Here is a 21,040-nt window from a genome sequence, read left to right on the forward strand (position 1 = left end):
GTCAGGCCTGAAGCCAGCTCGCTCGCATCACCCCCGCGATGCGCGTATGGTCCGCCGACCCTTATGACGTGAAGACGCCCATGGATTCGCCTGTCACCCTCCGTCCGTCGCGCAGCGCAGCGCCGCGCGGCCCGCTCCTCGACCCGGCCCTGCTCGTCGCCGATGTCCGGCGCGTGAAGGTCGAGGCGGGGCGGACGCGCGAGGCCCGGGCCGAGGTCGTCCAGCTCCTCAAGAAGCGCCTGATCGAGGCCCGGAAGGTTGCCGAGGAACGGCTCATCGCCAGCATCGACGGCCGCACCTGCGCCGAGGCCCTGTCGCTGTTCCAGGACGACGTCATCCGCACCCTCTATGGCTGGATCACCGACCAGCTCTACCCCTCGGAGAACCCGTCATCCGGCGAGCGCATGACCATCGTCGCCACCGGCGGCTACGGCCGCGGCATGCTGGCGCCGGGCTCCGACATCGACCTCCTGTTCCTGCTGCCCTACAAGCAGACCGCCTGGGGCGAGAGCGTCGCCGAGGCCATGCTCTATTGCCTCTGGGACATGGGCCTGAAGGTCGGCCACGCCACCCGGTCGGTGGATGAATGCATCCGCCAGGCCCGCGCCGACTTCACCATCCGCACCGCCCTCTTGGAGGCGCGCTACATCCTCGGCGACGAGAAGCTCTTCGGCGAGCTGGAGCGCCGCTTCGATGCCGAGGTGGTCAAGGACACCGTCCCGGACTTCGTCGCCGCCAAGCTCGCCGAGCGCGACGAGCGGCATCGCAAGACCGGCCAGTCCCGCTATCTCGTCGAGCCCAACGTCAAGGATGGCAAGGGGGGCCTGCGCGACCTCCACACGCTGTTCTGGATCGCCCGCTATGCCTACCGGGTGAAGACCGACGAGGAACTGGCCCGCAAGGGCGTCTTCACCCGCCGCGAGGCGCAGATGTTCCGGCGTTGCGAGACCTTCCTGTGGACGGTCCGCTGCCACCTGCACTTCCTCACCGGCCGTTCGGAAGAGCGCCTGTCCTTCGACCTGCAGCGCGAGCTCGCCCCGCGCCTCGGCTATCGCGACCATAACGGCCTCGTCGATGTCGAGCGCTTCATGAAGCACTACTTCCTCATCGCCAAGGATGTCGGCGACCTCACCGCCATCCTCTGTGCCGAGCTGGAAGAGCGCCACGAAAAGCCCGCCCCCGTCCTCGACCGCTTCATCGCAAGGCTCCGGCCGAAATCGCGCCGCGGCTTCAAGGAGAGCGCCGATTTCCAGATCGACCACGATCGCATCACCGTGGCGGACGAGGGCGCCTTCTCGCGCGACCCGGTCAATCTCATCCGCATGTTCTGGCTGGCGGATCGCTACAATCTCGCCTTCCACCCCGATGCGATCCGGCTCCTCACCAAGTCGCTGAAGCTGGTCGACGACAAGCTGCGCCACGATCCCGCGGCGAACCAGCTCTTCCTGTCGATCCTCACCTCCGCCAACACGCCGGAAGTGGTGCTGCGCCGGATGAACGAGGCAGGCCTGCTCGGCCGTTTCGTGCCTGACTTCGGCCGGGTCGTGGCGATGATGCAGTTCAACATGTACCACCACTACACGGTGGACGAGCACCTGCTCCGCTGCATCGGCGTGCTCCACCGCATCGAGCATGACGGCAAGCCGGAGGATGGGCTGGCCGCCGACATCGTCAAGTCGATCCAGCCGCGCAACCGCGACCTGCTCTATGTCGCGCTGTTCCTGCACGACATCGCCAAGGGCAAGCCCGAGGACCATTCGACCGCCGGCGCGAAGATCGCCCGCAAGCTCTGCCCGCGCTTCGGACTCACCGCCCTCGAAACTGAGACGGTGGCCTGGCTGGTCGAACAGCACCTCGTCATGTCGACCATCGCCCAGTCGCGCGACCTTGCCGAGCGCAAGACCATCGAGACCTTCGCCAATGTGGTCCAGTCGCTCGAGCGGATGAAGCTGCTGCTCATCCTGACCACCGCCGACATCATGGCGGTGGGGCCGGGCGTCTGGAACGGCTGGAAGAGCCAGCTCCTCAAGACGCTTTACTACGAGACCGAGCCGGTCGTGACCGGCGGCTTCTCCGAGGTCAACCGCTCCCGCCGCGTCGAACTCGCGCAGCTGGAATTCCGCAAGGCAGTCCCCGAGCGGCTGCCGGAGCTCTCGGGCGATGCGCTCGACACCTATATCGGCCGCCACTACGCCGCCTACTGGCTCAAGGTGGACCTCGCCACCAAGATCGAGCACGCCCGCTTCCTCATGGCCGCCGAGGCCGAGGGCAAGTCGCTGGCGAGCCGCGTCGATCTCCTCGCAGGCCAGGGCGTGACGCACCTCACTGTGCTGGCGCCCGACCACCCGCGCCTGCTGTCCATCATCGCTGGCGCCTGTGCGGCCACCGGCGCCAACATCGTCGGCGCGCAGATCTACACCACCACGGACGGCCTCGCCCTCGACACCATCTCCATCACCCGCGGCTTCGACCGCGACGAGGACGAGGAGAGGCGCGCCCGCCGCATCGCCGAGGCCATCGAGAAGGCGCTGCGCGGTGAGCTCAAGGTTGGCGAGGCGGTGGCGGCAGTGGCGAAGAAGTCGCCGGCGCGCAACCGCTCCCGGACCTTCCGCATCAACCCGGACGTCGCCATCAACAACACCTGGTCGACCCGCTACACTGTCATCGAGGTCTCCGGCCTCGACCGGCCGGGCCTCCTCCACGATCTCACCTCGGCGCTCTCCCGCCACAGCCTCAACATCGCCTCGGCGTATGTGGCGACCTTCGGCGAGCGGGCCGTGGACGTGTTCTACGTCACCGACCTCATGGGCGCGAAGATCCAGTCCGCCCAGCGCCAGACGGCGATCCGCAAGGTGCTGACCGGCGTGCTCGAGGACGAGGCGGGCCGGTAAATGCTCGCGGCCCGTTAACCCTGCCGGAGAATGAAGGCGCTCCGCAAAAATGCCTTAACCCCCCCTTCATCGCGCCCGCTTTACCGGTGAAGAGCGTCATCAGGACGCGATGGGGGTGACAGCGAGGCATGGCGCGGCGCGGCCGACAGGGTGACCGGATCGAACCGAGCTTCGGCACGGCCCGCGGCGGCATGGACCTGCGCGCCTCGCCGGAAGACCGCCCCTGGCAGCGCTATGCGGAAGCTGCCACCGCCCCGAAACAGCCCAAGCCCGCCCGGTCCCGCCGCCGCGACGAGGACGAGGAGGAGGCTCCGCGCCCCTCGCGCCGCCGCACCGGCGGGGGCGACCGCAACCGCGATGACAAGCCGCGACGCGCCCGCCGCCGCGGGCTCTTCGGCACACTCGTCATCTGGGGCGCGACCCTCTCCATCTGGGGCCTCATAGCGGTCGCCGGCATCGTCGCCTGGTATGCGGCGCACCTGCCGCCAACGCACACGCTGGAAGTGCCGCCGCGCCCGCCGAACATCGCCATTCTTGCCGCCGACGGCACCGAACTCGCCAACCGCGGCGACATGGGCGGCGCCGCCATCCAGCTGAAGAGCCTGCCGAAACATGTCTCGCAGGCGCTCATCGCCATCGAGGACCGGCGCTTCTACTCGCATTTCGGCATCGACGTGATCGGCTTCGGCCGCGCCATCGTCACCAACCTGACGAACCGCGGCGTCAGCCAGGGCGGCTCGACCCTGACTCAGCAGCTCGCCAAGAACCTGTTCCTCAATCCCGACCGCACGCTGGGCCGCAAGGTCCAGGAGGCGCTGCTCGCCCTCTGGCTGGAGCACAACTACTCCAAGGACCAGATCCTCGAGCTCTACCTCAACCGGGTCTATTTCGGCGCCGGCGCCTATGGCATCGAAGCGGCCGCCCGCCGCTACTACGACAAGCCCGCCACTGCCCTCACCGTGCAGGAAGCCGCGGTCATTGCCGGCCTCGTCAAGGCGCCGTCGCGGCTTGCTCCGACACGCAACCCCGAAGCCGCGCAGGCCCGTGCCCAGCTCGTCCTCGCCGCCATGGCGGACCAGGGCTACATCACCGAGGAACAGGCGCGCCTCGCCCGCTCCAATCCCGCCCATGCCAGCCGCACCATTCCCGGCGGCTCCATCAACTATGTCGCCGACTGGGTCATGGACCTCATCGACGACTATGTCGGCAAGGTCGAGACCGACCTGATGGTCGAGACGACGGTCCTGGGTCCTGTCCAGCAGACGGCGGAAGCGGCCCTGGTCGACGCCCTCACCCGCGGCGGCCAGCGCTTCAACGTTTCTCAAGGCGCGGTGGTGGTGCTCGACCGCGACGGCGCCGTGCGCGCCCTCGTCGGCGGCCGCGACTACGCGCAGAGCCAGTTCAACCGCGCCGTCGCCGCGCGCCGGCAGCCCGGCTCCGCCTTCAAGCCCTTCGTCTATCTCGCCGCCCTCGAGAATGGCCTGACGCCGGACAGCGTCCGCTCGGACTCGCCCGTCTCCATCGCGGGATGGCGGCCGGAGAACTACACCCGCGACTATCGCGGCGAGGTGAACCTCACCACCGCCCTCGCCTCCTCGCTGAACACCGTCGCCGTGCGCCTCGGGCAGGAGGTCGGCCCGCGCGCGGTCGTGCGCACGGCCCAGCGCCTCGGCATCGGCTCGGCCCTCGCGCCCAATCTTTCCATTGCCCTCGGCACCTCCGAGGTGAACGTGCTGGAACTCGTCGGCGCCTATGCGCCCTTCGCCAATGGCGGCGTCGGCGTTGTGCCGCACGTGATCACCAAGATCCGCACCACGAGCGGCCGCGTGCTCTTCGAGCGCCGCCCGATGACCCTCGGCCAGGTCGTCGAGCCGCGGCACGTGGCAATGATGAACGCCATGATGAACCAGACCACGGTCTCCGGGACGGCCCGCACCGTGCGCCTGCCCGGCTGGATCGTCGCGGGCAAGACCGGCACCAGCCAGGATTTCCGCGATGCCTGGTTCGTCGGCTACACCGGGCGCTTCATCGCCGGCGTCTGGCTCGGCAATGATGACGGCACGCCGACCCGGCGGCTGACCGGCGGCGGCCTGCCGGTGGACGTGTGGAACCGCACCATGGCGGAGGCGCACAAGGGCCAGTCGATCGTCGACCTGCCGGGTAACTGGCGCTCCTACGACGCGCCGGGCCGCATCCTGCCTGGCGAGACCCTGGACCAGCCCATGACCATGTCGCGGGTCGAGCCTGCCGGCCGCCGGCCGCAGCGGCCCGCCGGCGAGGCCGAGGACCGCAGCGCCGTGCTGCGCCCCGAGCCCGGCAATGGCCTCCTCGACCGCCTCTTCCGCTGACCGCGCATTCCGCCGCACTTGAACGGCGGGGGGCCATCCCCACATCCTCAGGGGAAAGCCGCGATGGTGCGGGTAGGGAGGATAGGTCGATGCGCTTCGTCTGGTGGGGAGCCTTTGCCGGCGCCGCCGTCTGGTCGTTCGTGGCGCTGCTGTCCTATCTCGTCTTCGACACGATCGGGACGGGCATGGTGTCCTACGGCTCTGTCCCGGGCTTCACCCCCGAGCCCTTCAGCTTCGCCTGGATCGCCGCTGGCGCCCACAGCCTCGGCATCGGCGCCATCATGCTCGGCTGGCTCTTCGGCCTCGCCGTCATCTTCGGCGTCACAGCCATCCTGCACCGCATCTTCGGCCGCCGCGCCGCGGCCGCGCTGCCAGGCCGCGCCTCGTGGGGATCGTCGATCCCCTCCGCCCATCCGGCGACGACGCCGCCGCCCGGCAACACCTGGCGAGGACGCTGAGCTATTCGAACAGCTCGGCGAATTTCAGCTCGAGCCCGGCCACGGCCCGCAGGATCTCGCTGAGGTGGTGGCTCATGGCCGCCACGGCGCGCTCCGGATCGCCATCCTCCACCGCGTCGAGGATGGCCTGGTGCTGGGTCACGAGCGGGCCCATCGATCCCGGTGAGTGCAGCGTCAGCGCGCAGACGCGGTCCATATGGGCCTTCTGCATCTCGACCGCATTCCAAGCCTCGAGACAGTCGGCGCCTTCCGCCAGGGCGATGTGGAACAGGCTGTCGAGCCGCTGGAAAGAGGCGTGATCGCCGGTGCGCGCCGCTTCCTCCTGTGCCGCGATGAGGGCCGCGGCGCGGTCGCGATAGTGCGGGTCGAAGCGCTCGCAGGCGCGCCGGACGATGGCCACCTCGATGGCCTCGCGGATGAAGCGGGCGTCGAGCATCCGCCGCACCGACAGCTTCACCACCACCGTGCCGCGCTGCGGCTGGACGTCGACCAGCCCCTGCCGCATCAGCGCGATGAAGGCCTCGCGCACCGGCTGGCGCGACACCTGGAACCGGTCGGCGATCTCCGATTCCGACAGGCGCTCGCCCGGCCTTATCGTCAGGTCGATGATCCCGGCGCGAAGCTCGCGCTCGACCCGCGCGGCCGCGCTTTCGATGATGCGCGGCGGCGGCTGGTGGAGGATGGCCACGGTCATGGTGTCACCGCTCTTTCCCGCTTGAACTTCCATACAAGTGTATACTAGGCTGCGCCCAGATCGGGAAGCCCACAAATGGGAGGGCAGCCGATCCCCTGATATGTCCCCGCCAGAAGGGACCTGTTCGCAACCGGGAGGATCCCCCATGCTGACACGCCGCACCTTCGTGTCCACCGCCGGCGCCCTCGTGGCCGGCCCCGCCATTATCGGCCCGGCCTCGGCCCAGGCCACCGTCACCCTGCGCTCCACCGACATCCATCCCGATGGCTATCCGACCATCGAGGCGGTGAAGTTCATGGGCCAGCTGCTCGAGCAGCGCACCAGCGGCCGCATCAAGATCAACGTGTTCCACTCCGCCCAGCTCGGCCAGGAGCGTGACACGATCGACCAGACGCGGTTCGGCGTTATCGACATGAACCGCATCAACATGGCGCCGTTCAACAATCTGATCGCGTCGACCAACGTGCCCGCCCTGCCCTTCATCTTCCGCTCGGTCGATCACATGCGGAAGGTCATGGACGGATCGATCGGCGATTCGATCCTCAATGACTTCACGGCCCATGGTTTGGTCGGCCTCGCCTTCTACGATTCGGGATCGCGCTCCTTCTACAACTCCAAGCGCCCGATCAACACGCCGGCCGACATGCGCGGCATGAAGATCCGCGTGCAGCAGTCCGACATGTTCGTCGCCCTGGTCCAGGCGCTCGGCGCCAATGCCACGCCCATGCCCTTCGGCGAGGTCTTCACCAGCCTGCAGACCGGCGTCATCGACGGTGCCGAGAACAACTGGCCGAGCTACGAGTCGACCCGCCATTTCGAGGTGGCGAAGTTCTTCTCGGCGACCGAGCATTCGCTCAGCCCCGAAGTGCTCGTCATGTCGAAGCGCTCGTTCGACCGGTTCAACGCCGCCGACCAGGCGCTCATTCGCGCCGCGGCCAAGGAATCGGTCGCCAAGATGCGCGAGCTCTGGGATGCCCGCGAGAAGGCTTCCGAGGCCAAGGTCCGCGCCGGCGGCGCGCAGATCAACACCGTGGAGAAGCAGCCCTTCATCGACGCGATGAAGCCGGTCTACGACCGCTTCGTCACCGACGCGAAGATGAAGGAGCTCGTCGCCCGCATCCAGGCCCTGACCTGAACACGCTTCTCCGCCGAGCCCGCCGCCCACGGTGGCGGGCCCGTTCCGCTCCCGTGACGCGGCCATTCCCCATGCAAGCCATTCTCGCCCGCCTCAGCCCCGTGGCAGCCCTGCTCAGCCGCATCTCGCTGCTGGTTGCAGGCTTCGGGGTCGTCGTGATGACCGTGCTCGTGTTCTGGAGCATCTTCGGTCGCTACATCCTCAACGACACGCCGACCTGGACCGAGCCGGCCGTGCTCCTGCTGATGAGCTGGTTCATCCTACTGGGATCAGCAACCGGCGTGCGTGAGCGGGGCCATATCGGCTTCGAGATTGGGCTTGCAGCCTCGCCACCGCCGCTCCGCTTCGTCCTGAAGATTGTCACCGAGGTGCTTCTCGTGGGCTTTGGGCTGGCCATGCTCGGCTACGGCACGCAGCTCGCCGTCGGCACCTGGAGCGCCATCACCCCGATGATCGGCATCAGCCAGGGCTGGGACTACGTGCCGGTCGCCGTCGGCGGCGCGCTCATCGCCCTCTTCTCCGTCGAACGCCTGCTGATGGTCCTGGCCGGCACCGACGAGGCGGTCGATGCCGCCGCCCCCCTGATCGAGTAAGGCCGGAACGCACCGATGGAACTCGCCATTCTCTTCGGCAGCTTCGCCCTGCTGCTGCTCATCGGCATGCCGATCGCCTTCTGCCTTGGCGTCGCCTCGCTCGCCACCGTCCTCTACATGGACGTGCCGCCGGTGGTGATCTTCCAGCAGATGAATTCCGGCATGAACGCCTTCGCCATGATGGCGATCCCGTTCTTCATCTATTCCGGCGACCTGATGATTCGCGGCGGCATCGCCGAGCGCCTCATCGCCTTCGCCGCCGCCCTCGTCGGCCACCTGCGCGGCGGCCTCGGCCAGGTCAACATCGTCACCTGCACCCTGTTCGGCGGCATCTCGGGGTCGGCGGTCGCCGACGCCTCGGCCGTCGGCGGCCTGATGATCCCGCAGATGAAGAAGCGTGGCTACGACGCCGACTACGCGGTGAACGTCACGGCCAACGCCGCCATCATCGCGCTGCTCATCCCGCCGTCCCACAACATGATCATCTACTCGCTGGCAGCGGGCGGAAATCTCTCGATCGCCGACCTGTTCACGGCCGGCATCATCCCCGGCCTGATGCTGGCCGCATCGCTGATGGTGGCGGCCTATATCGTCGCCGTGCGGCGCGGCTATCCCGCCGGCACATTCCCCGGCTGGTCCATGGTCGGACGCACCCTCGTCATCGCGACGCCGGGCCTGCTGCTCATCGGCATCATCTTCGGCGGCGTGCGCTCCGGCATCTTCACCGCCACTGAGAGCTCCTGCGTCGCGGTGGTCTACGCGCTATTCATCACCGTGCTGGTCTATCGCCAGCTGTCCTGGACCGACTTCGTCGAGGCAACGCTCGGCGCCGTGCGCACCACGGCCATGGTGCTGCTCGTCATCGGCACGGCCGGCGCCTTCGGCTGGCTCATGGCCTTCCTGCAGGTGCCCGCCCAGACGGTCGCCTTCATGAAGAGCATCACCAACGACCCCACGGTGATGCTGCTGCTGATCAATGTCATCCTGATCTTCCTCGGCACCTTCATGGACATGGCGCCGATGATCATCATCCTCACGCCGATCCTGCTGCCGGTGGTGAAGGCCTTCGGCGTCGATCCGATCCATTTCGGCGTCATCCTGATCCTCAACGCCGGCATCGGCCTCAACACCCCGCCCGTCGGCTCGGTGCAATTCGTCGCCTGCGCCATCGGCAAGGTGTCGATCGGCGAGAGCATGCGCACCATCTGGCCCTTCTACGGCGCCTCGATCGTTGTGCTGCTGCTCGTGACCTATGTCCCGGCCTTCTCCCTCTGGCTCCCCGCCGTCTTCCGCTGATCCATCGAGGTCCGACATGTCCATCACCGTCCGCCAGGCGTCCCATCCGGATGCCGCCCGCGCCTATGACACCACCCAGCTGCGCGCCCATTTCCTCGTGGAGACCCTGTTCAAGGCGGACTCCATCGAGCTGACCTACAGCCATGTCGACCGCATCATCGTCGGCGGCGCCATGCCGGTGAACGGCCCGCTCAAGCTGGAGACTTCCAAGCCCATCGGCCAGGCGACCTTCCTCGCCCGCCGCGAACTCGGCATCTGCAATGTCGGCGGCGCCGGCCGCGTCATCTGCGACGGCGAGACCTTCAACGTCCACCATCGCGACATGCTCTATGTCGCCATGGGCACGACCGACGTCCGGTTCGAGTCCCAGAGCCATGATGAGCCGGCAAAGTTCTATCTTTTCTCGACGCCGGCCCATGCCCGCCACCGCACCATCCTGGTGCGGGAAGCCGAGGCCAATGCGCTGGAGCTCGGCACGCAGGAGCAGGCCAACACCCGCACGCTGCGCCAGTACATCATCCCCGGCCGGGTCCAGTCCTGCCAGCTGGTGATGGGCCTCACCACCCTGAAGCCCGGCAACACCTGGAACACCATGCCGAGCCATGTCCACGACCGGCGCTGCGAGGCCTATCTCTATTTCGACATGAAGCCGGACACCCGCGTCTTCCACCTCATGGGCGAGCCACAGGAGACGCGCCACCTCGTCGTCGCCAACGACCAGGCGATCATCTCGCCGCCCTGGTCCATCCATTCAGGCTGCGGCACGGCGGCCTATTCCTTCGTCTGGGCCATGGGTGGCGACAACCAGGACTTCACGGACATGGACATGATCCCGATGGAGGCGCTGCGATGAGCGCCGGCACCGACATCTTCCTGCATGACGGCGATGTCGCCTGGACCGACCTCGGCGGCGGGGTGAAGCGCAAGATCCTCACCCACGACGCCAGCGTCATGATGGTCCGCGTCGTCTTCGAGAAGGGCGCCATCGGCGCGCCGCACCAGCACCCGCACATCCAGTGCACGCTGGTGGCGCGCGGGCGCTTCGAGGTCACCATCGACGGCCGCAAGGCCGTGCTTAACGCCGGCGACAGCTTCATCGTGCCGACCAACCTCGTCCATGGCGTCGTCGCGCTCGAGGCCGGCGAACTGGTCGACACCTTCACCCCGCGGCGCGACGATTTCCTCTGATCGTCGGCAGGGGAACCTCCCCCAAGGGGCTCGCCGTTGATGACCGGCCACACTTTGGGCCGATAACGGCGGGACCTTCGGCGGCATGGACGCACTCTTCATCGGACAGACCTATATCGACGTCACCCTGGTGGCGGATGCCATTCCCACGGGGGACGAAAAGGCCGTCGCCCGCGACCATGCCGTCTCCTTCGGCGGCAATGCGGTGACCGCCGCCTTCGCCTGCGCCAAGCTCGGCATCCAGCCAGACCTGCTGACCTCGCTCGCTCCAGACTGGCTCGGCCGCATGTTCACCGACATGGCGGCGCGTTACGGCGTCTTCGTCAATCCGCGCCCGGTAAAGCGCTCCTCGCTCTCCTTCGTCATTCCCAACAACGGCAAGCGCGCCATCCTGCGCGCCCGCGACGACGCCTACCTGCACCCGTATCCGACCCTGACGCTGGGCGGCTGCCGCCTCCTCCACCTCGACGGCCACCAGGCCGACGCGGCGCTCGCCTATGCCAAGGCCTGCCGGGAGCGCGGCATCCTGACCTCGCTCGACGGCGGCGGCCTCAGGTCCAACACCGAGGAGCTGCTCGGCTATATCGACGTGGCGGTGGTGGCTGAGCGCCTGTGCGAGCAGATGGAACTGACGCCCGCGGAGATGCTCACCTATCTCCATTCCCGCGGCTGCAAGATCGGCGCGGTGACGCTTGGCGAGCGCGGCCTGATCTGGATCGACGCGGCCGGCGTGACCCACGCCCTGCCCGCCCTTGCCGTGCCCTCCGAGAAGGTCATCGACACGAACGGCGCCGGCGACATTTTCCACGGCGCCTATTGCTATGCCGCGCTCGCCAATCCGGAGGGGACGTGGGACGAGCATTTCCGCTTCGCCCGCGCGGCCTCCGCCCATGCGATCCAGCATCTCGGCAACGAGGCCAGCCTGCCGACCCTTGCCGACATCGCGGCGGTGCGGGCGGCCTACGAGCAGGGGGCCTGAACGAAAAAGCCCGGCGCGGGGGCCGGGCTTTTGCAGGTCATTCGGCGGCGAGGGAGAGGCCGGCGGGGGTGGGTTCAGCCGCGGGCTTTTCCACCTCGCCCGGCTTCGGCTTGCGGACCCTGAACCACACCGCATAGAGCGCCGGCAGGAACAGGATGGTCAGCAGCGTCGCCGCGAAGAGACCGCCGCCGATGGTGATGGCCATGGGGCCCCAGAACAGCGAGCGGGCCAGCGGCACCATGGCGAGGATGGCCGCAAGGGCGGTCAGAACCACCGGCCGCGCGCGGTGCACGGTGGCCTCGACGATCGCGTCATAGAGCGAAAGGCCGGCCTCGCGGTTCTCGTCGATCTGCTGCACCAGGATGACCGTGTTGCGCATGATCATGCCGGCAAGGGCGATGAGGCCGAGCAGGGCGACGAAGCCGAACGGCGCGGAGAGCAGGTTGAGCGCCAGCGACGCGCCGATGAGGCCCAGCGGCGCCGTGGAGAAGACCAGCAGCAGCCGCGAGAAGGACTGGAGCTGGATCATCAGCACGGTGAGCATGCCAAGCGCCATGACCGGGAAGAGGGCCGCCAGCGAGGCATTCGCCTTCTCCGATTCCTCCACCGCGCCACCGACCTCGATGCGCATGCCCGGCGGCAGCGACGCCTTGAGGTCCTTGAGCGCCTCGCCCACCTGGCCGGAGACCACGGCCGGCTGGATGCCGTCGACGATATCCGAGCGGACCGTGATGGCGAGCTCGCGATTGCGCCGCCAGAGGATCGGATCCTCCTGGTCGAACTCGATCCGCGCGACCTGCGCCAGTGGCACCGGCACGCCGCCGCGGGCGACGATGGTCAGGTCGCCGATGCGGCCGAGGTCGACGCGCTCGTTCGGCACGGCGCGGGCGAGGATGTCGACCTTCTCGGTGCGGTCGCGGATGGTCGTGACGGTGACACCAGAGAGCAGCGTCTGCAGCGTCTGGGCGACGTCCTGGACGTTGAGGCCGAGGGAACGCGCGCGGTCCTGGTCGACGACGAGGCGGACCGAGGGCGACTGCTCGTTCCAGTCGAGATGCGGGTCGCGGGTGCTGGGGTTGGCGCGCATGATCTCGCGCACCTTCACCGCCATGTCGCGCACGGCCTGCGGCTCGGTGCCGATGACGCGATACTGCACGGGGAAGCCGACCGGCGGGCCGAAATTGAACCGGTCGACGCGGACGCGGGCTTCGGACAGGGCGCCCTCGGCAATGGCCTTCTCGAGCCGGGTCTTAACCCGCTCGCGGGCGGCGAGGTCCTTCGTCTGGATGACGATCTGCGAGAACGACTCGTCGGGGAGCTGCGGATTGAGGCCGAGCCAGAAGCGCGGCGAGCCCTGGCCGACATAGGTCGTGTAGGTGCGGATGTCGCCATCGCCCTTGAGCATCGCCTCGGCGCGCTTGGCGGTGTCCAGCGAGGCGGTGATCGATGAACCCTGCGGCATGCGCATCTCGAGGAACAGTTCGAGACGGCCCGAAATCGGGAAGAACTGCTGCTGTACGCGGGTGAAGGCGACGAGCGAGCCGGCGAAGATCGCGACCGTGGCGATGACCACGACGAACTTGTGGTCGACCGACCAGCGCACGATGCGACGCAGGGCCTCGTACATCGGCGTGTTGTAGAGCGCATTGGGATCGGAATGATCCGGCTTCGGCGGGATCGGCTTGCCGCGCTTCTCGGCCCGCTTCACCGCGCGCTGGTACTTGCGCTCGGCGAGGGCATGGAAGTCCGGCAGCAGCACCGAGCCGAGATAGGGCGTGAACAGCACGGCCACGAACCATGACACGACGAGGGCCATGCCGACGACCCAGAAGATCGAGCCGGCATATTCACCGGTGGAGGAATTGGCGAGGCCGACGGGAAGGAAGCCGATGGCGGTGACGAGCGTGCCGGTCAGCATCGGGAAGGCGGTCGAGGTCCAGGCATAGGCCGCCGCGGAGACGCGGTCCCAGCCCTGCTCCATCTTCACCACCATCATCTCGACCGCGATGATCGCGTCATCGACCAGCAGGCCGAGGGCGATGATCAGCGCGCCGAGCGAGATGCGGTGCAGGTCGATGCCCAGCATGTACATGAGCGTGAAAACGACCGCGAGGACGAGCGGCACGGACAGGGCGACGATGATGCCGGTGCGCAGGCCAAGCGAGACGAAGGAGACGAAGAGCACGATGGCCAGCGCCTCGACGAAGGAGGTCTTGAACTCCGAGACCGCCTCGCGAACGACATGCGGCTGGTCGGCGATCTGGCCCATCTCGATGCCGACCGGCAATTCCGCGCGGAAGCTCTGCACCGAGCGCTCGAGATCGTCGCCGAGCGTGGTGATGTTGGCGCCCTTCTGCATGACGACGCCGACCAGCAGGGCCTGTTGGCCCTCCTGGCGGATGAGATAGGTCGGGGGATCGACGAAGCCGCGGGAGATCGTGGCGATGTCGCCGAGCCGGAAGATACGGCCGTTCACGTCGACCGGCGTCGCGGCCACCGCCTCGACCCCGTCGAGCGCGCCGGTGACGCGCAACGGAACGCGGGACGTGCTGGTGTCGATCGTGCCGGCGGGCGTGACGGCGTTCTGCTTCTGCAGGCTGTCGAAGATAGTCGAGACCGAGACGCCGAGGGTGGCGAGCTTGGCATGGCTGAACTCGACGAAGATCCGCTCGTCCTGCGCGCCGTAGAGATTGACCTTGGTGACGTTCGGCACGCGCAGCAGATGGCTCTTCAGCCGCTCGGCAATGCGCTTCAGGTCGGCATAGGTCGCCCCTTCACCGGTGAGGGTGTAGAGCACGGAATCGACGTCGCCGAACTCGTCGTTGACATTCGGGCCGATGAGGCCGCTCGGCAGGTCCGACTTCAGATCGTCGAGCTTCTTGCGCACCTGGTAGAAGAGCTGCGGCACGTCGCGCGGCGGGGTGGTGTCGCGGAACACCATCTGGATCGCCGTGAAGCCGGACTTGGTATAGGTCTGCGCCCGCTCGAAATAGGGCAGTTCCTGCAGCTTCTTCTCGATCCGCTCGGACACCTGGTCTTGCATCTCGCGGGCGGTGGCGCCCGGCCAGGCCGCGGTGATGGTGACCACCTTGATGGTGAAGGACGGATCCTCCGCCTGCCCGAGCCGCATGTACGAGATGATGCCGGCCGCCATCACGATGAGGATGGCGAAGAGCACCAGCGGCCGGTGCGTGACCGCCCAGTGGGACCAGTTGCCCTGGGTCAGGGCGGCGTCGTGGCTGTCATGGGCGGCGGACATGGCGGGTCGCTCCGCGGAGGTACGGTTCGGGGATCGGTCGGAGACGAAGGCGCCGGGCCGGGTTGGATCAGCGGCCGTCGACGATGCGCACGCGCTGCTGAACGTCCAGCTTGTGGACACCAAGGGCGACGACCTTGTCGCCCTCGTCGACGCCGGCGGAGATCAGCACGTCGCGACCGTCATAGCCGGCGACGGTGACCGCCTTCAGCGTCAGGCCTCCGGTCGCCGGGTCGACGACGAAGACCGACGGACCGCGACCTTCGGAGAAGAGCGCGGAGATGGGGAGGCGAGCCACGCGGGCGGACGCGGGCTCGCCAACCGTGACGGTCGCGGTCATACCAATGACCACGCCGTCATCGGCGTTCTGGATGGTGAAACGGGCCTGGAAGGTGCGCGTTGCCGTGTCGGCAGCGGCGGCAAACTCACGCAGGGTGGCCGGGTAGACCTTGCCGGCATTGCTCCAGAGGCTGACCGTGGCAACGCCGGTGCGCACGTTCTCGATCAGCGCCTCGGGCACCGAGACCACGGCCTCGCGCTCGCCGGAGCGGGCAAGACGGACGACGGGCGTGCCGGCGGTCACGACCTGGCCGGGCTCGGCGAGGGTCGCGGTGACGACGCCATCGCTGTCGGCGGTGAGGGTCGCATAGGCGAGCTGGTTGTTGGCGAGCTCGAGGGCGCGCTTGGCCTTATCGAGGCGGCCGCGGGCATCGGCCGTCTTGGCGAGCTGGGTGTCGAGGGTCGCCTGGGTGGCCCAGCCGGCGGCGCGCAGGTCCTGCGTGCGCTTGTCCTGGGCGAGCGAGGCGTCGAGGTTGATCTGCGCCGCGGCGAGCTCGGCCTCGGCCTGCTGGCGCTGGAGCAGGAGGTCAATGCTGTCGAGGCGGGCCAGCGGCTGGCCCTGCTTGACGCTCTGGCCCTGGTTGACGAGGCGCTCGGCGATCTTGCCGGCGACGCGGAAGCCAAGGTCGCTCTCGATGCGCGGGCGCACCGTGCCGACGAAGCTGCGTTCGCGGGACTGCGGCTTGAAGGCCACGGTCTCGACGCGGACGGCGCGGGCCTGGACCTCCTGCGCCTTGGCGTCGGTGCGGGCATTGCCGTCGGTGCAGGCCGCGAGCGCCAGCGCGATGAGCGCGACGCTGGCGAGGGGGGCGATGCGGAAGCCGGTGGTGCGGGACATGATGGTGGTCCTCAGGCTTTCAGGGCGCGGATGGCGAAACGGGTGAGACGGGCTGTCTGCTCGTCGAGATCCTCGTCGAAGGCGCAATGGGCGATCAGGGTCGGATGGAAGACGCTGACGTGGCACTGCTTGAAGCAGGTGGCCGCCTCGATGGGATCACGCACGATGAATTCGCCGGCCGCCATTCCCTCGCGGATAACCTCCGCGAAGAGGGCGACGAGCGTGTCGAGATGGGCCTTGATGACGGGCCAGCTCTCGGTCATGGCCGCCTCGACCATGTCGTAGAGGCGCCGCTCGTCGAAGAACTGCGCCTTGTTGAAGCGATGTAGCGTCATGGTCATGCGGGCGAGGCGGTCCTCTGCCGAGGCCGTGCGGTCGGCGATGATGTCGCGCAGCAGGCCATGGCACTGGTCCAGCATGCGGCGGGCGATCTCTTCGCAGATCGCCGATTTCGACGGGAAGAACCGATAGACATTGGCCGAGCTCATGCCGAGTTCGTTGGCAAGGTCGGCGATGGCCGTCTTCGCATAGCCCACGCGACGGAAGTGCTCCTCGGCGACGGTGAGGATCCGTTCGCGGGTCTCGTCGGCGGTGAAGCGGGCGCGGGAGCTCATGGGTTAACGACTTATGACTGACGATTTTGGAAAGTTATCACTTCGCATGTGTGAGTCAAGAGGTATTTTGCAGTGCAGCGGGAACCCCTAACAAACCGTGAGTCAAAGGCCGCAAGTACGACAAGACCCGCCCCCCGTTGGAGGGGCGGGCCTTTGACCCGGCGCTGCCCTGAGAGCCGCCCGGGCGCACTACTCGTGGTGATAAGGGCTCAGGGCAGCCAGTTGCGGCTGTTGTACCAGGTGTCGACCTCCGAGGCCGCCTGGTCGCGGGCGTAGCCGTAGCGTTCCTGCAGCTTGCCCTCGAGCTGGTCGCGCTTGCCGGCGATGACGTCGAGGTCGTCGTCGGTCAGCTTGCCCCACTGTTCCTTGATGGTGCCCTTGAGCTGCTTCCAGTTGCCCTCGACACGATCCCAGTTCATCAGCGCCTCCTGAGCGTTTGCGATGGCTCAGAAACCGCCCGACCGCCCCGAGGTTCCGCAGCCTCAGCCGGATTTGCCGCGCAGTCGTCCGACGATGCCGGTGGGGAAGAAATAGACGCTGAGGACGAAGAGGATGCCGAGCAGCAGCAGCCAGCGGTCCGGATGGACCAGCTTCGGGATGAGCGGCAGGCCCTCGGTCGCGGCCGAGGCAAGGCCCATCAGCTTCTGCAGATAGTTCTGCGCGACGATGAACAGGGTCGCGCCGACCACCGCCCCGTAGAGCGTGCCCATGCCGCCGATCACCACCATCAGCAGGATGTCCAGCATGATGGCGAAGGACAGCGTCGTGTCGGGTCCGGTGTAGCGCAGCCAGATGGCGCTCATGGCGCCCGCCAGCACTGCCATCCCCGCGGCGAGGCAATTGGCGACGGTGCGGTAGTAGACGACGCGGTAGCCCAGCGCCTCGGCCCGCATGTCGTTCTCGCGGATGGCCTGCAGCACCCGGCCGAAGGGCGAGTTCACCACCCGCAGCGCCACGAGGAAGAGGACGACGGCGGCGACGAAGACGAGGTAGTAGGCGAGGATGCGGCCGTTCACCACCGTGCCGAACAGCGGCTGTTCGAGCAGGCGATAGCCGGGACGCAGGACCTGCGGCACCGAGAAGGAGCGCCCGTCCTCGCCGCCCGTGTATTCGGAGAACTGGGTGGCGAGGATCAGGAACGCCGAGGCGACGGCCAGGGTGATCATGGCGAAGAAGATCGCCCGCACCCGCAGCGACAACAGGCCGATGAGGAAGGCGAGCGTCACGCCGACGAGGAGTGCGGCCAAGATGCCGACGCCGATGACGCCCCAGCTCGCACCGAACGTGTAGAGCGCAAGGCCGACGCCATAGCCGCCGATGCCGAAGAACATGGTGTGGGCGAAGGAGACGATGCCCGTATAGCCGAGCAGCAGGTCGTAGCTCGCCACCAGCACGATGAAGATGCAGATCTTGGCCGCCGTGTTGATGGCCGCCGCGCCCGGAAAGAGGAAGGGCGCCAGCGCCAGGCCGACGAGGATCGCCAGCAGGATGGCCGTGAGCACGCGGCTGCGGGGGAAGTCGCCGGAGAGGATGGAGGTCAGCACGGCCGTCACCTCTTGGCCACGGGATAGAGGCCCTGCGGCCGCCACATCAGGATCGCGACCATCAGCAGGATGTTGGAGGCGAGCGCCACCTTCGGCAGGAGGAAGGCGGTGTAGTTCGCCATCATCGCCACGAGGATCGCGCCGATGAAGCAGCCGCCGACCGAGCCGAGCCCGCCGATGATGATGACGATGAAGACCAGCACCATGATGTCGCCGCCGATGGCGGCCGTCAGCGTCTCGCGATAGAGCGCCCAGAGCACGCCGCCGAGACCCGCCAGTGCCGAGCCGGCGACGAAGACGCCGACGAAGAGGCGGCGGATGCGATAGCCGAGCGCCTCGACCATCTCGGCATTCTCGACGCCGGCGCGAATGAGCAGGCCAATGCGGGTGCGGTTCAGCACCACCAGCATCGTGGCGAAGACGACGAGGCCGACCACCACGGCGAGGATGCGGTAGCGCTCGATGGCGAAGTCGCCGATGACCACCGCCCCGCGCAGCGCGGTCGGCAGCGCCATGGCCTTCTGGTCGCCGCCCCAGATCACGTGGATGAGCTGCTCGGCGACGATGAGGCCGCCCATGGTGATGAGGATCTGCTTGAGGTGCTGGCCGTAGACCGGCTTGACGATGACCCGTTCGAAGGCCCAGCCGAGCAGGCCCGTGCCGACCATGGCCACCGAGACGGCAAGGCCGAGGGCGAGCAGGTTCCAGCCGAGCGAATCCACCTGCACCCAGCCCGACAGCAGGCCGAGCACCGACAGCGCCATGTAGGCCCCCACCGCGATGAAGGCGCCGTGGCCGAAATTCAGCACGTCCATCAGACCGAAGACGAGGGTGAGGCCCGAGGCGATGACGAAGATCATCATGCCCATGGCGAGCGCCGCGACGGTGAGCGTCACCCAGGTGGTGACATTGCCGATGAAGGGCAGCGCGACCGCGGAGAGCACGATGGGCAGCAGGATCGGCAGCCAGTCGTGCTTCACCGTCGGGAGCGTGTCGGAGGAGGCGGCGGGAACAGCGGTCATGGCGTGAGCCCTCCCGGGGGGCAGTCGATGGGCAGGTCGGGGCGTGCCATGCCCCTCACCCTTCCCTCTCCCCGCATGCGGGGAGAGGGGGCGCAGGCGTTGAGTTCGGTTCGACAGCGTTGCCGCCTGGCACTGGCCGTAAGGGGGGAAGCGGGACGTCGAAGTCCCCCTCTCCCCGCATGCGGGGAGAGGGAAGGGTGAGGGGCCGATCTGAACGCACTGCGCAGGACCATCACAACCCTCACTGATGCGCGTCGAGCGACAGGCCGAGCAGCCGCTGCTGCAGCGCCTCGTCGCGGGCGAGGTCCGCCATGGCGCCGCGATGGACGATGCGCCCGTCGTCCATCACCGCCACATGGTCGCCGAGGCTCGCGGCGAAGCGGAAGTTCTGCTCCACCAGCAGGATCGTCGTCTCGCGCTTGAGTTCGGCGAAGGCGCCGATCATCGCCTCGATGATGGCGGGCGCGATGCCCTTCGTCGGCTCGTCGATGAGGATGAGGCGGCGCGGCTCGGCGATGGCGCGGGCGATGGCGAGCATCTGCTTCTGCCCGCCCGAGAGCACGCCGGCCGGAAACTGCCAGAACTTCTTCAGCGCCGGGAAGAGGCCGAAGATCCACTCGAGCCGCGCCGGATCCATGGGCCCCGACCGCGCGGCCAGCACCATGTTCTCGGCGACGGTGAGGTCGGCGAAGACCGCCATGGTCTCCGGCACATAGGCGATGCCGGCCTGGGCGATATCGGGCGTCGGCTGGCCGCCGATCGGCCGGCCATCGAAGGTCACCGTGCCGCGCGAGGGCTTCCATAGCCCCATGATGGTGCGCAGCGTCGTGGTCTTGCCCGCGCCATTGCGGCCGAGCAGCACGGTCATGCCGCCGGCCGGGAGGTCGAGATCGACCCCCTGCAGGATGTGATACTGGCCGATATGGGTGTGCACGCCGGCGAGAGACAGGAGCGGCTTGTCCGTTGCGTCAGCCATGGGCGGCCTCCCGCTTCGGCGCCTGGCCGAGATAGGCCTCCTGCACCACCGGCGAGGCGATGACGGTGGCGGGATCGCCGTCGGCGACGAGCTTGCCGTTGTGCAGCACGACGATGCGATCGGCGAGCGAGCGCACCACGTCCATCTTGTGCTCGACCAGCAGGATGGTCTTGCCGCCGTCCCGCTTCAGGGTGCGGATGAGGTCGAGGATGACCGGCACCTCATCCACCGACATACCCGCCGTCGGCTCGTCGAACATGAACACCTTGGGCTCCAGCGCCATCATGATGGCGACCTCAAGCTTGCGCTTGTCGCCATGCGGCAGCGCCGCCGCCTGCGTGTCGCGCACGCCCGAGAGATTGACGAGCTCGAGATAGTGGTCGGCCCTCTCGATCCAGTCGCGGTGGCGCGACCAGAGCGAGAAGAGGCTCGCGGCGCCGCGCCCGCGCGCCTGCACGGCGAGCCGCACGTTCTCGGCGACGGTGAGGTTCGGGAAGAGGTTGGTGATCTGGAAGGCGCGGCCGATGCCGCGCTGCGCCCGGCCGGCGGCGCCGAGGCCGGAGATGTCCTCGCCCTCCAGCAGCGTGTCGCCGGAGGTCGCCGGGATCTGGCCGGACATCAGGTTGAAATAGGTGGTCTTGCCCGCCCCGTTCGGCCCGACGATGGCGGTGAGCGTGCCGGCATGGAAGGCGCAGGACACCGCGTCGACGGCCACATGGCCGCCGAAGCGGACGGTCAGGCCGCGGGTTTCGAGGACGGGAGGCATGGGATGCTCAGGAGGCTTTCCAGCAATGGCAGAACCCGGCCGCAGCTTTGCCCGTCATCCCCGGCCGACGAAGCGAAGCGCGGGAGGGGAAGGGGATCCAGGG

General features: G+C 68.0%; 18 protein-coding genes. 9 read left to right on the forward strand and 9 right to left on the reverse strand.

Features of this window, described 5'->3' with window-relative positions; translation table 11 throughout:
- The first annotated feature begins 80 nt into the window (after positions 1-80).
- From C8P69_RS16270 to C8P69_RS16280, 3 genes are all read left to right on the forward strand, one after another.
- Positions 81-2,891, forward strand: a complete 2,811-nt coding sequence (locus C8P69_RS16270; protein ID WP_108178486.1) for a [protein-PII] uridylyltransferase — start codon at positions 81-83, stop codon at positions 2,889-2,891.
- A gap of 128 nt (positions 2,892-3,019) precedes the next feature.
- Positions 3,020-5,239: a transglycosylase domain-containing protein gene (locus C8P69_RS16275; protein ID WP_108178487.1), complete on the forward strand. Its 2,220-nt coding sequence runs from the start codon at positions 3,020-3,022 to the stop codon at positions 5,237-5,239.
- 89 nt (positions 5,240-5,328) lie between these two features.
- Positions 5,329-5,697, forward strand: a complete 369-nt coding sequence (locus C8P69_RS16280; RefSeq protein WP_108178488.1) for a hypothetical protein — start codon at positions 5,329-5,331, stop codon at positions 5,695-5,697.
- Between the two features lies 1 nt (position 5,698).
- On the opposite strand, the gene C8P69_RS16285 is transcribed toward C8P69_RS16280, so the two are convergent.
- Positions 5,699-6,391, reverse strand: coding sequence for a GntR family transcriptional regulator (locus C8P69_RS16285; RefSeq protein WP_108178489.1), 693 nt, complete (start codon positions 6,389-6,391; stop codon positions 5,699-5,701).
- 145 nt (positions 6,392-6,536) lie between these two features.
- Between C8P69_RS16285 and C8P69_RS16290 the strand changes: the two genes are divergently transcribed.
- The 6 genes from C8P69_RS16290 (at position 6,537) to C8P69_RS16315 (ending at position 11,582) form a co-directional block, all read left to right on the forward strand.
- On the forward strand, positions 6,537-7,526 hold the full coding sequence (locus C8P69_RS16290) for a TRAP transporter substrate-binding protein (protein WP_108178490.1): 990 nt from the start codon (positions 6,537-6,539) through the stop codon (positions 7,524-7,526).
- 71 nt (positions 7,527-7,597) lie between these two features.
- Complete coding sequence (locus C8P69_RS16295; RefSeq protein ID WP_108178491.1) at positions 7,598-8,119, forward strand: TRAP transporter small permease; 522 nt, start codon at positions 7,598-7,600, stop codon at positions 8,117-8,119.
- A gap of 15 nt (positions 8,120-8,134) precedes the next feature.
- The gene (locus C8P69_RS16300; RefSeq protein WP_108178492.1) at positions 8,135-9,415 is read left to right on the forward strand and encodes a TRAP transporter large permease; all 1,281 of its coding nucleotides are present in this window, start codon (positions 8,135-8,137) and stop codon (positions 9,413-9,415) included.
- Positions 9,416-9,431: 16 nt separating this feature from the next.
- Complete coding sequence (gene kduI, locus C8P69_RS16305; RefSeq protein ID WP_108178493.1) at positions 9,432-10,268, forward strand: 5-dehydro-4-deoxy-D-glucuronate isomerase; 837 nt, start codon at positions 9,432-9,434, stop codon at positions 10,266-10,268.
- Positions 10,265-10,603 carry a cupin domain-containing protein gene (locus C8P69_RS16310; protein ID WP_108178494.1) on the forward strand — a complete coding sequence of 113 codons (339 nt, stop codon included), beginning with the start codon at positions 10,265-10,267 and terminating at the stop codon, positions 10,601-10,603. The genes kduI and C8P69_RS16310 overlap by 4 nt, the downstream gene beginning before the upstream one ends.
- Before the next feature lie 85 nt (positions 10,604-10,688).
- A complete protein-coding gene (locus C8P69_RS16315) occupies positions 10,689-11,582 on the forward strand; it encodes a sugar kinase (protein ID WP_108178495.1) in 894 nt (297 codons plus the stop codon).
- Positions 11,583-11,619: 37 nt separating this feature from the next.
- On the opposite strand, the gene C8P69_RS16320 is transcribed toward C8P69_RS16315, so the two are convergent.
- The 8 genes from C8P69_RS16320 to C8P69_RS16355 form a co-directional block, all read right to left on the reverse strand.
- A complete protein-coding gene (locus C8P69_RS16320) occupies positions 11,620-14,808 on the reverse strand; it encodes an efflux RND transporter permease subunit (RefSeq protein ID WP_108178589.1) in 3,189 nt (1,062 codons plus the stop codon).
- A 100-nt stretch (positions 14,809-14,908) separates the two neighbouring features.
- Positions 14,909-16,015: an efflux RND transporter periplasmic adaptor subunit gene (locus C8P69_RS16325; RefSeq protein ID WP_108178496.1), complete on the reverse strand. Its 1,107-nt coding sequence runs from the start codon at positions 16,013-16,015 to the stop codon at positions 14,909-14,911.
- An 11-nt stretch (positions 16,016-16,026) separates the two neighbouring features.
- On the reverse strand, positions 16,027-16,629 hold the full coding sequence (locus C8P69_RS16330; protein WP_108178497.1) for a TetR/AcrR family transcriptional regulator: 603 nt from the start codon (positions 16,627-16,629) through the stop codon (positions 16,027-16,029).
- A 209-nt stretch (positions 16,630-16,838) separates the two neighbouring features.
- Positions 16,839-17,048, reverse strand: coding sequence for a CsbD family protein (locus C8P69_RS16335; protein WP_108178498.1), 210 nt, complete (start codon positions 17,046-17,048; stop codon positions 16,839-16,841).
- 63 nt (positions 17,049-17,111) lie between these two features.
- Positions 17,112-18,173, reverse strand: a complete 1,062-nt coding sequence (locus C8P69_RS16340; protein ID WP_245902081.1) for a branched-chain amino acid ABC transporter permease — start codon at positions 18,171-18,173, stop codon at positions 17,112-17,114.
- 5 nt (positions 18,174-18,178) lie between these two features.
- Positions 18,179-19,195 carry a branched-chain amino acid ABC transporter permease gene (locus C8P69_RS16345; RefSeq protein WP_108178499.1) on the reverse strand — a complete coding sequence of 339 codons (1,017 nt, stop codon included), beginning with the start codon at positions 19,193-19,195 and terminating at the stop codon, positions 18,179-18,181.
- Between the two features lie 241 nt (positions 19,196-19,436).
- On the reverse strand, positions 19,437-20,171 hold the full coding sequence (locus C8P69_RS16350) for an ABC transporter ATP-binding protein (RefSeq protein ID WP_108178500.1): 735 nt from the start codon (positions 20,169-20,171) through the stop codon (positions 19,437-19,439).
- Positions 20,164-20,937: an ABC transporter ATP-binding protein gene (locus tag C8P69_RS16355; RefSeq protein WP_108178501.1), complete on the reverse strand. Its 774-nt coding sequence runs from the start codon at positions 20,935-20,937 to the stop codon at positions 20,164-20,166. Before C8P69_RS16355 ends, C8P69_RS16350 begins: the two co-directional genes overlap by 8 nt.
- Positions 20,938-21,040: the final 103 nt, after the last annotated feature.

It is taken from the genome of Phreatobacter oligotrophus (assembly GCF_003046185.1).
Taxonomy (GTDB): domain Bacteria; phylum Pseudomonadota; class Alphaproteobacteria; order Rhizobiales; family Phreatobacteraceae; genus Phreatobacter; species Phreatobacter oligotrophus.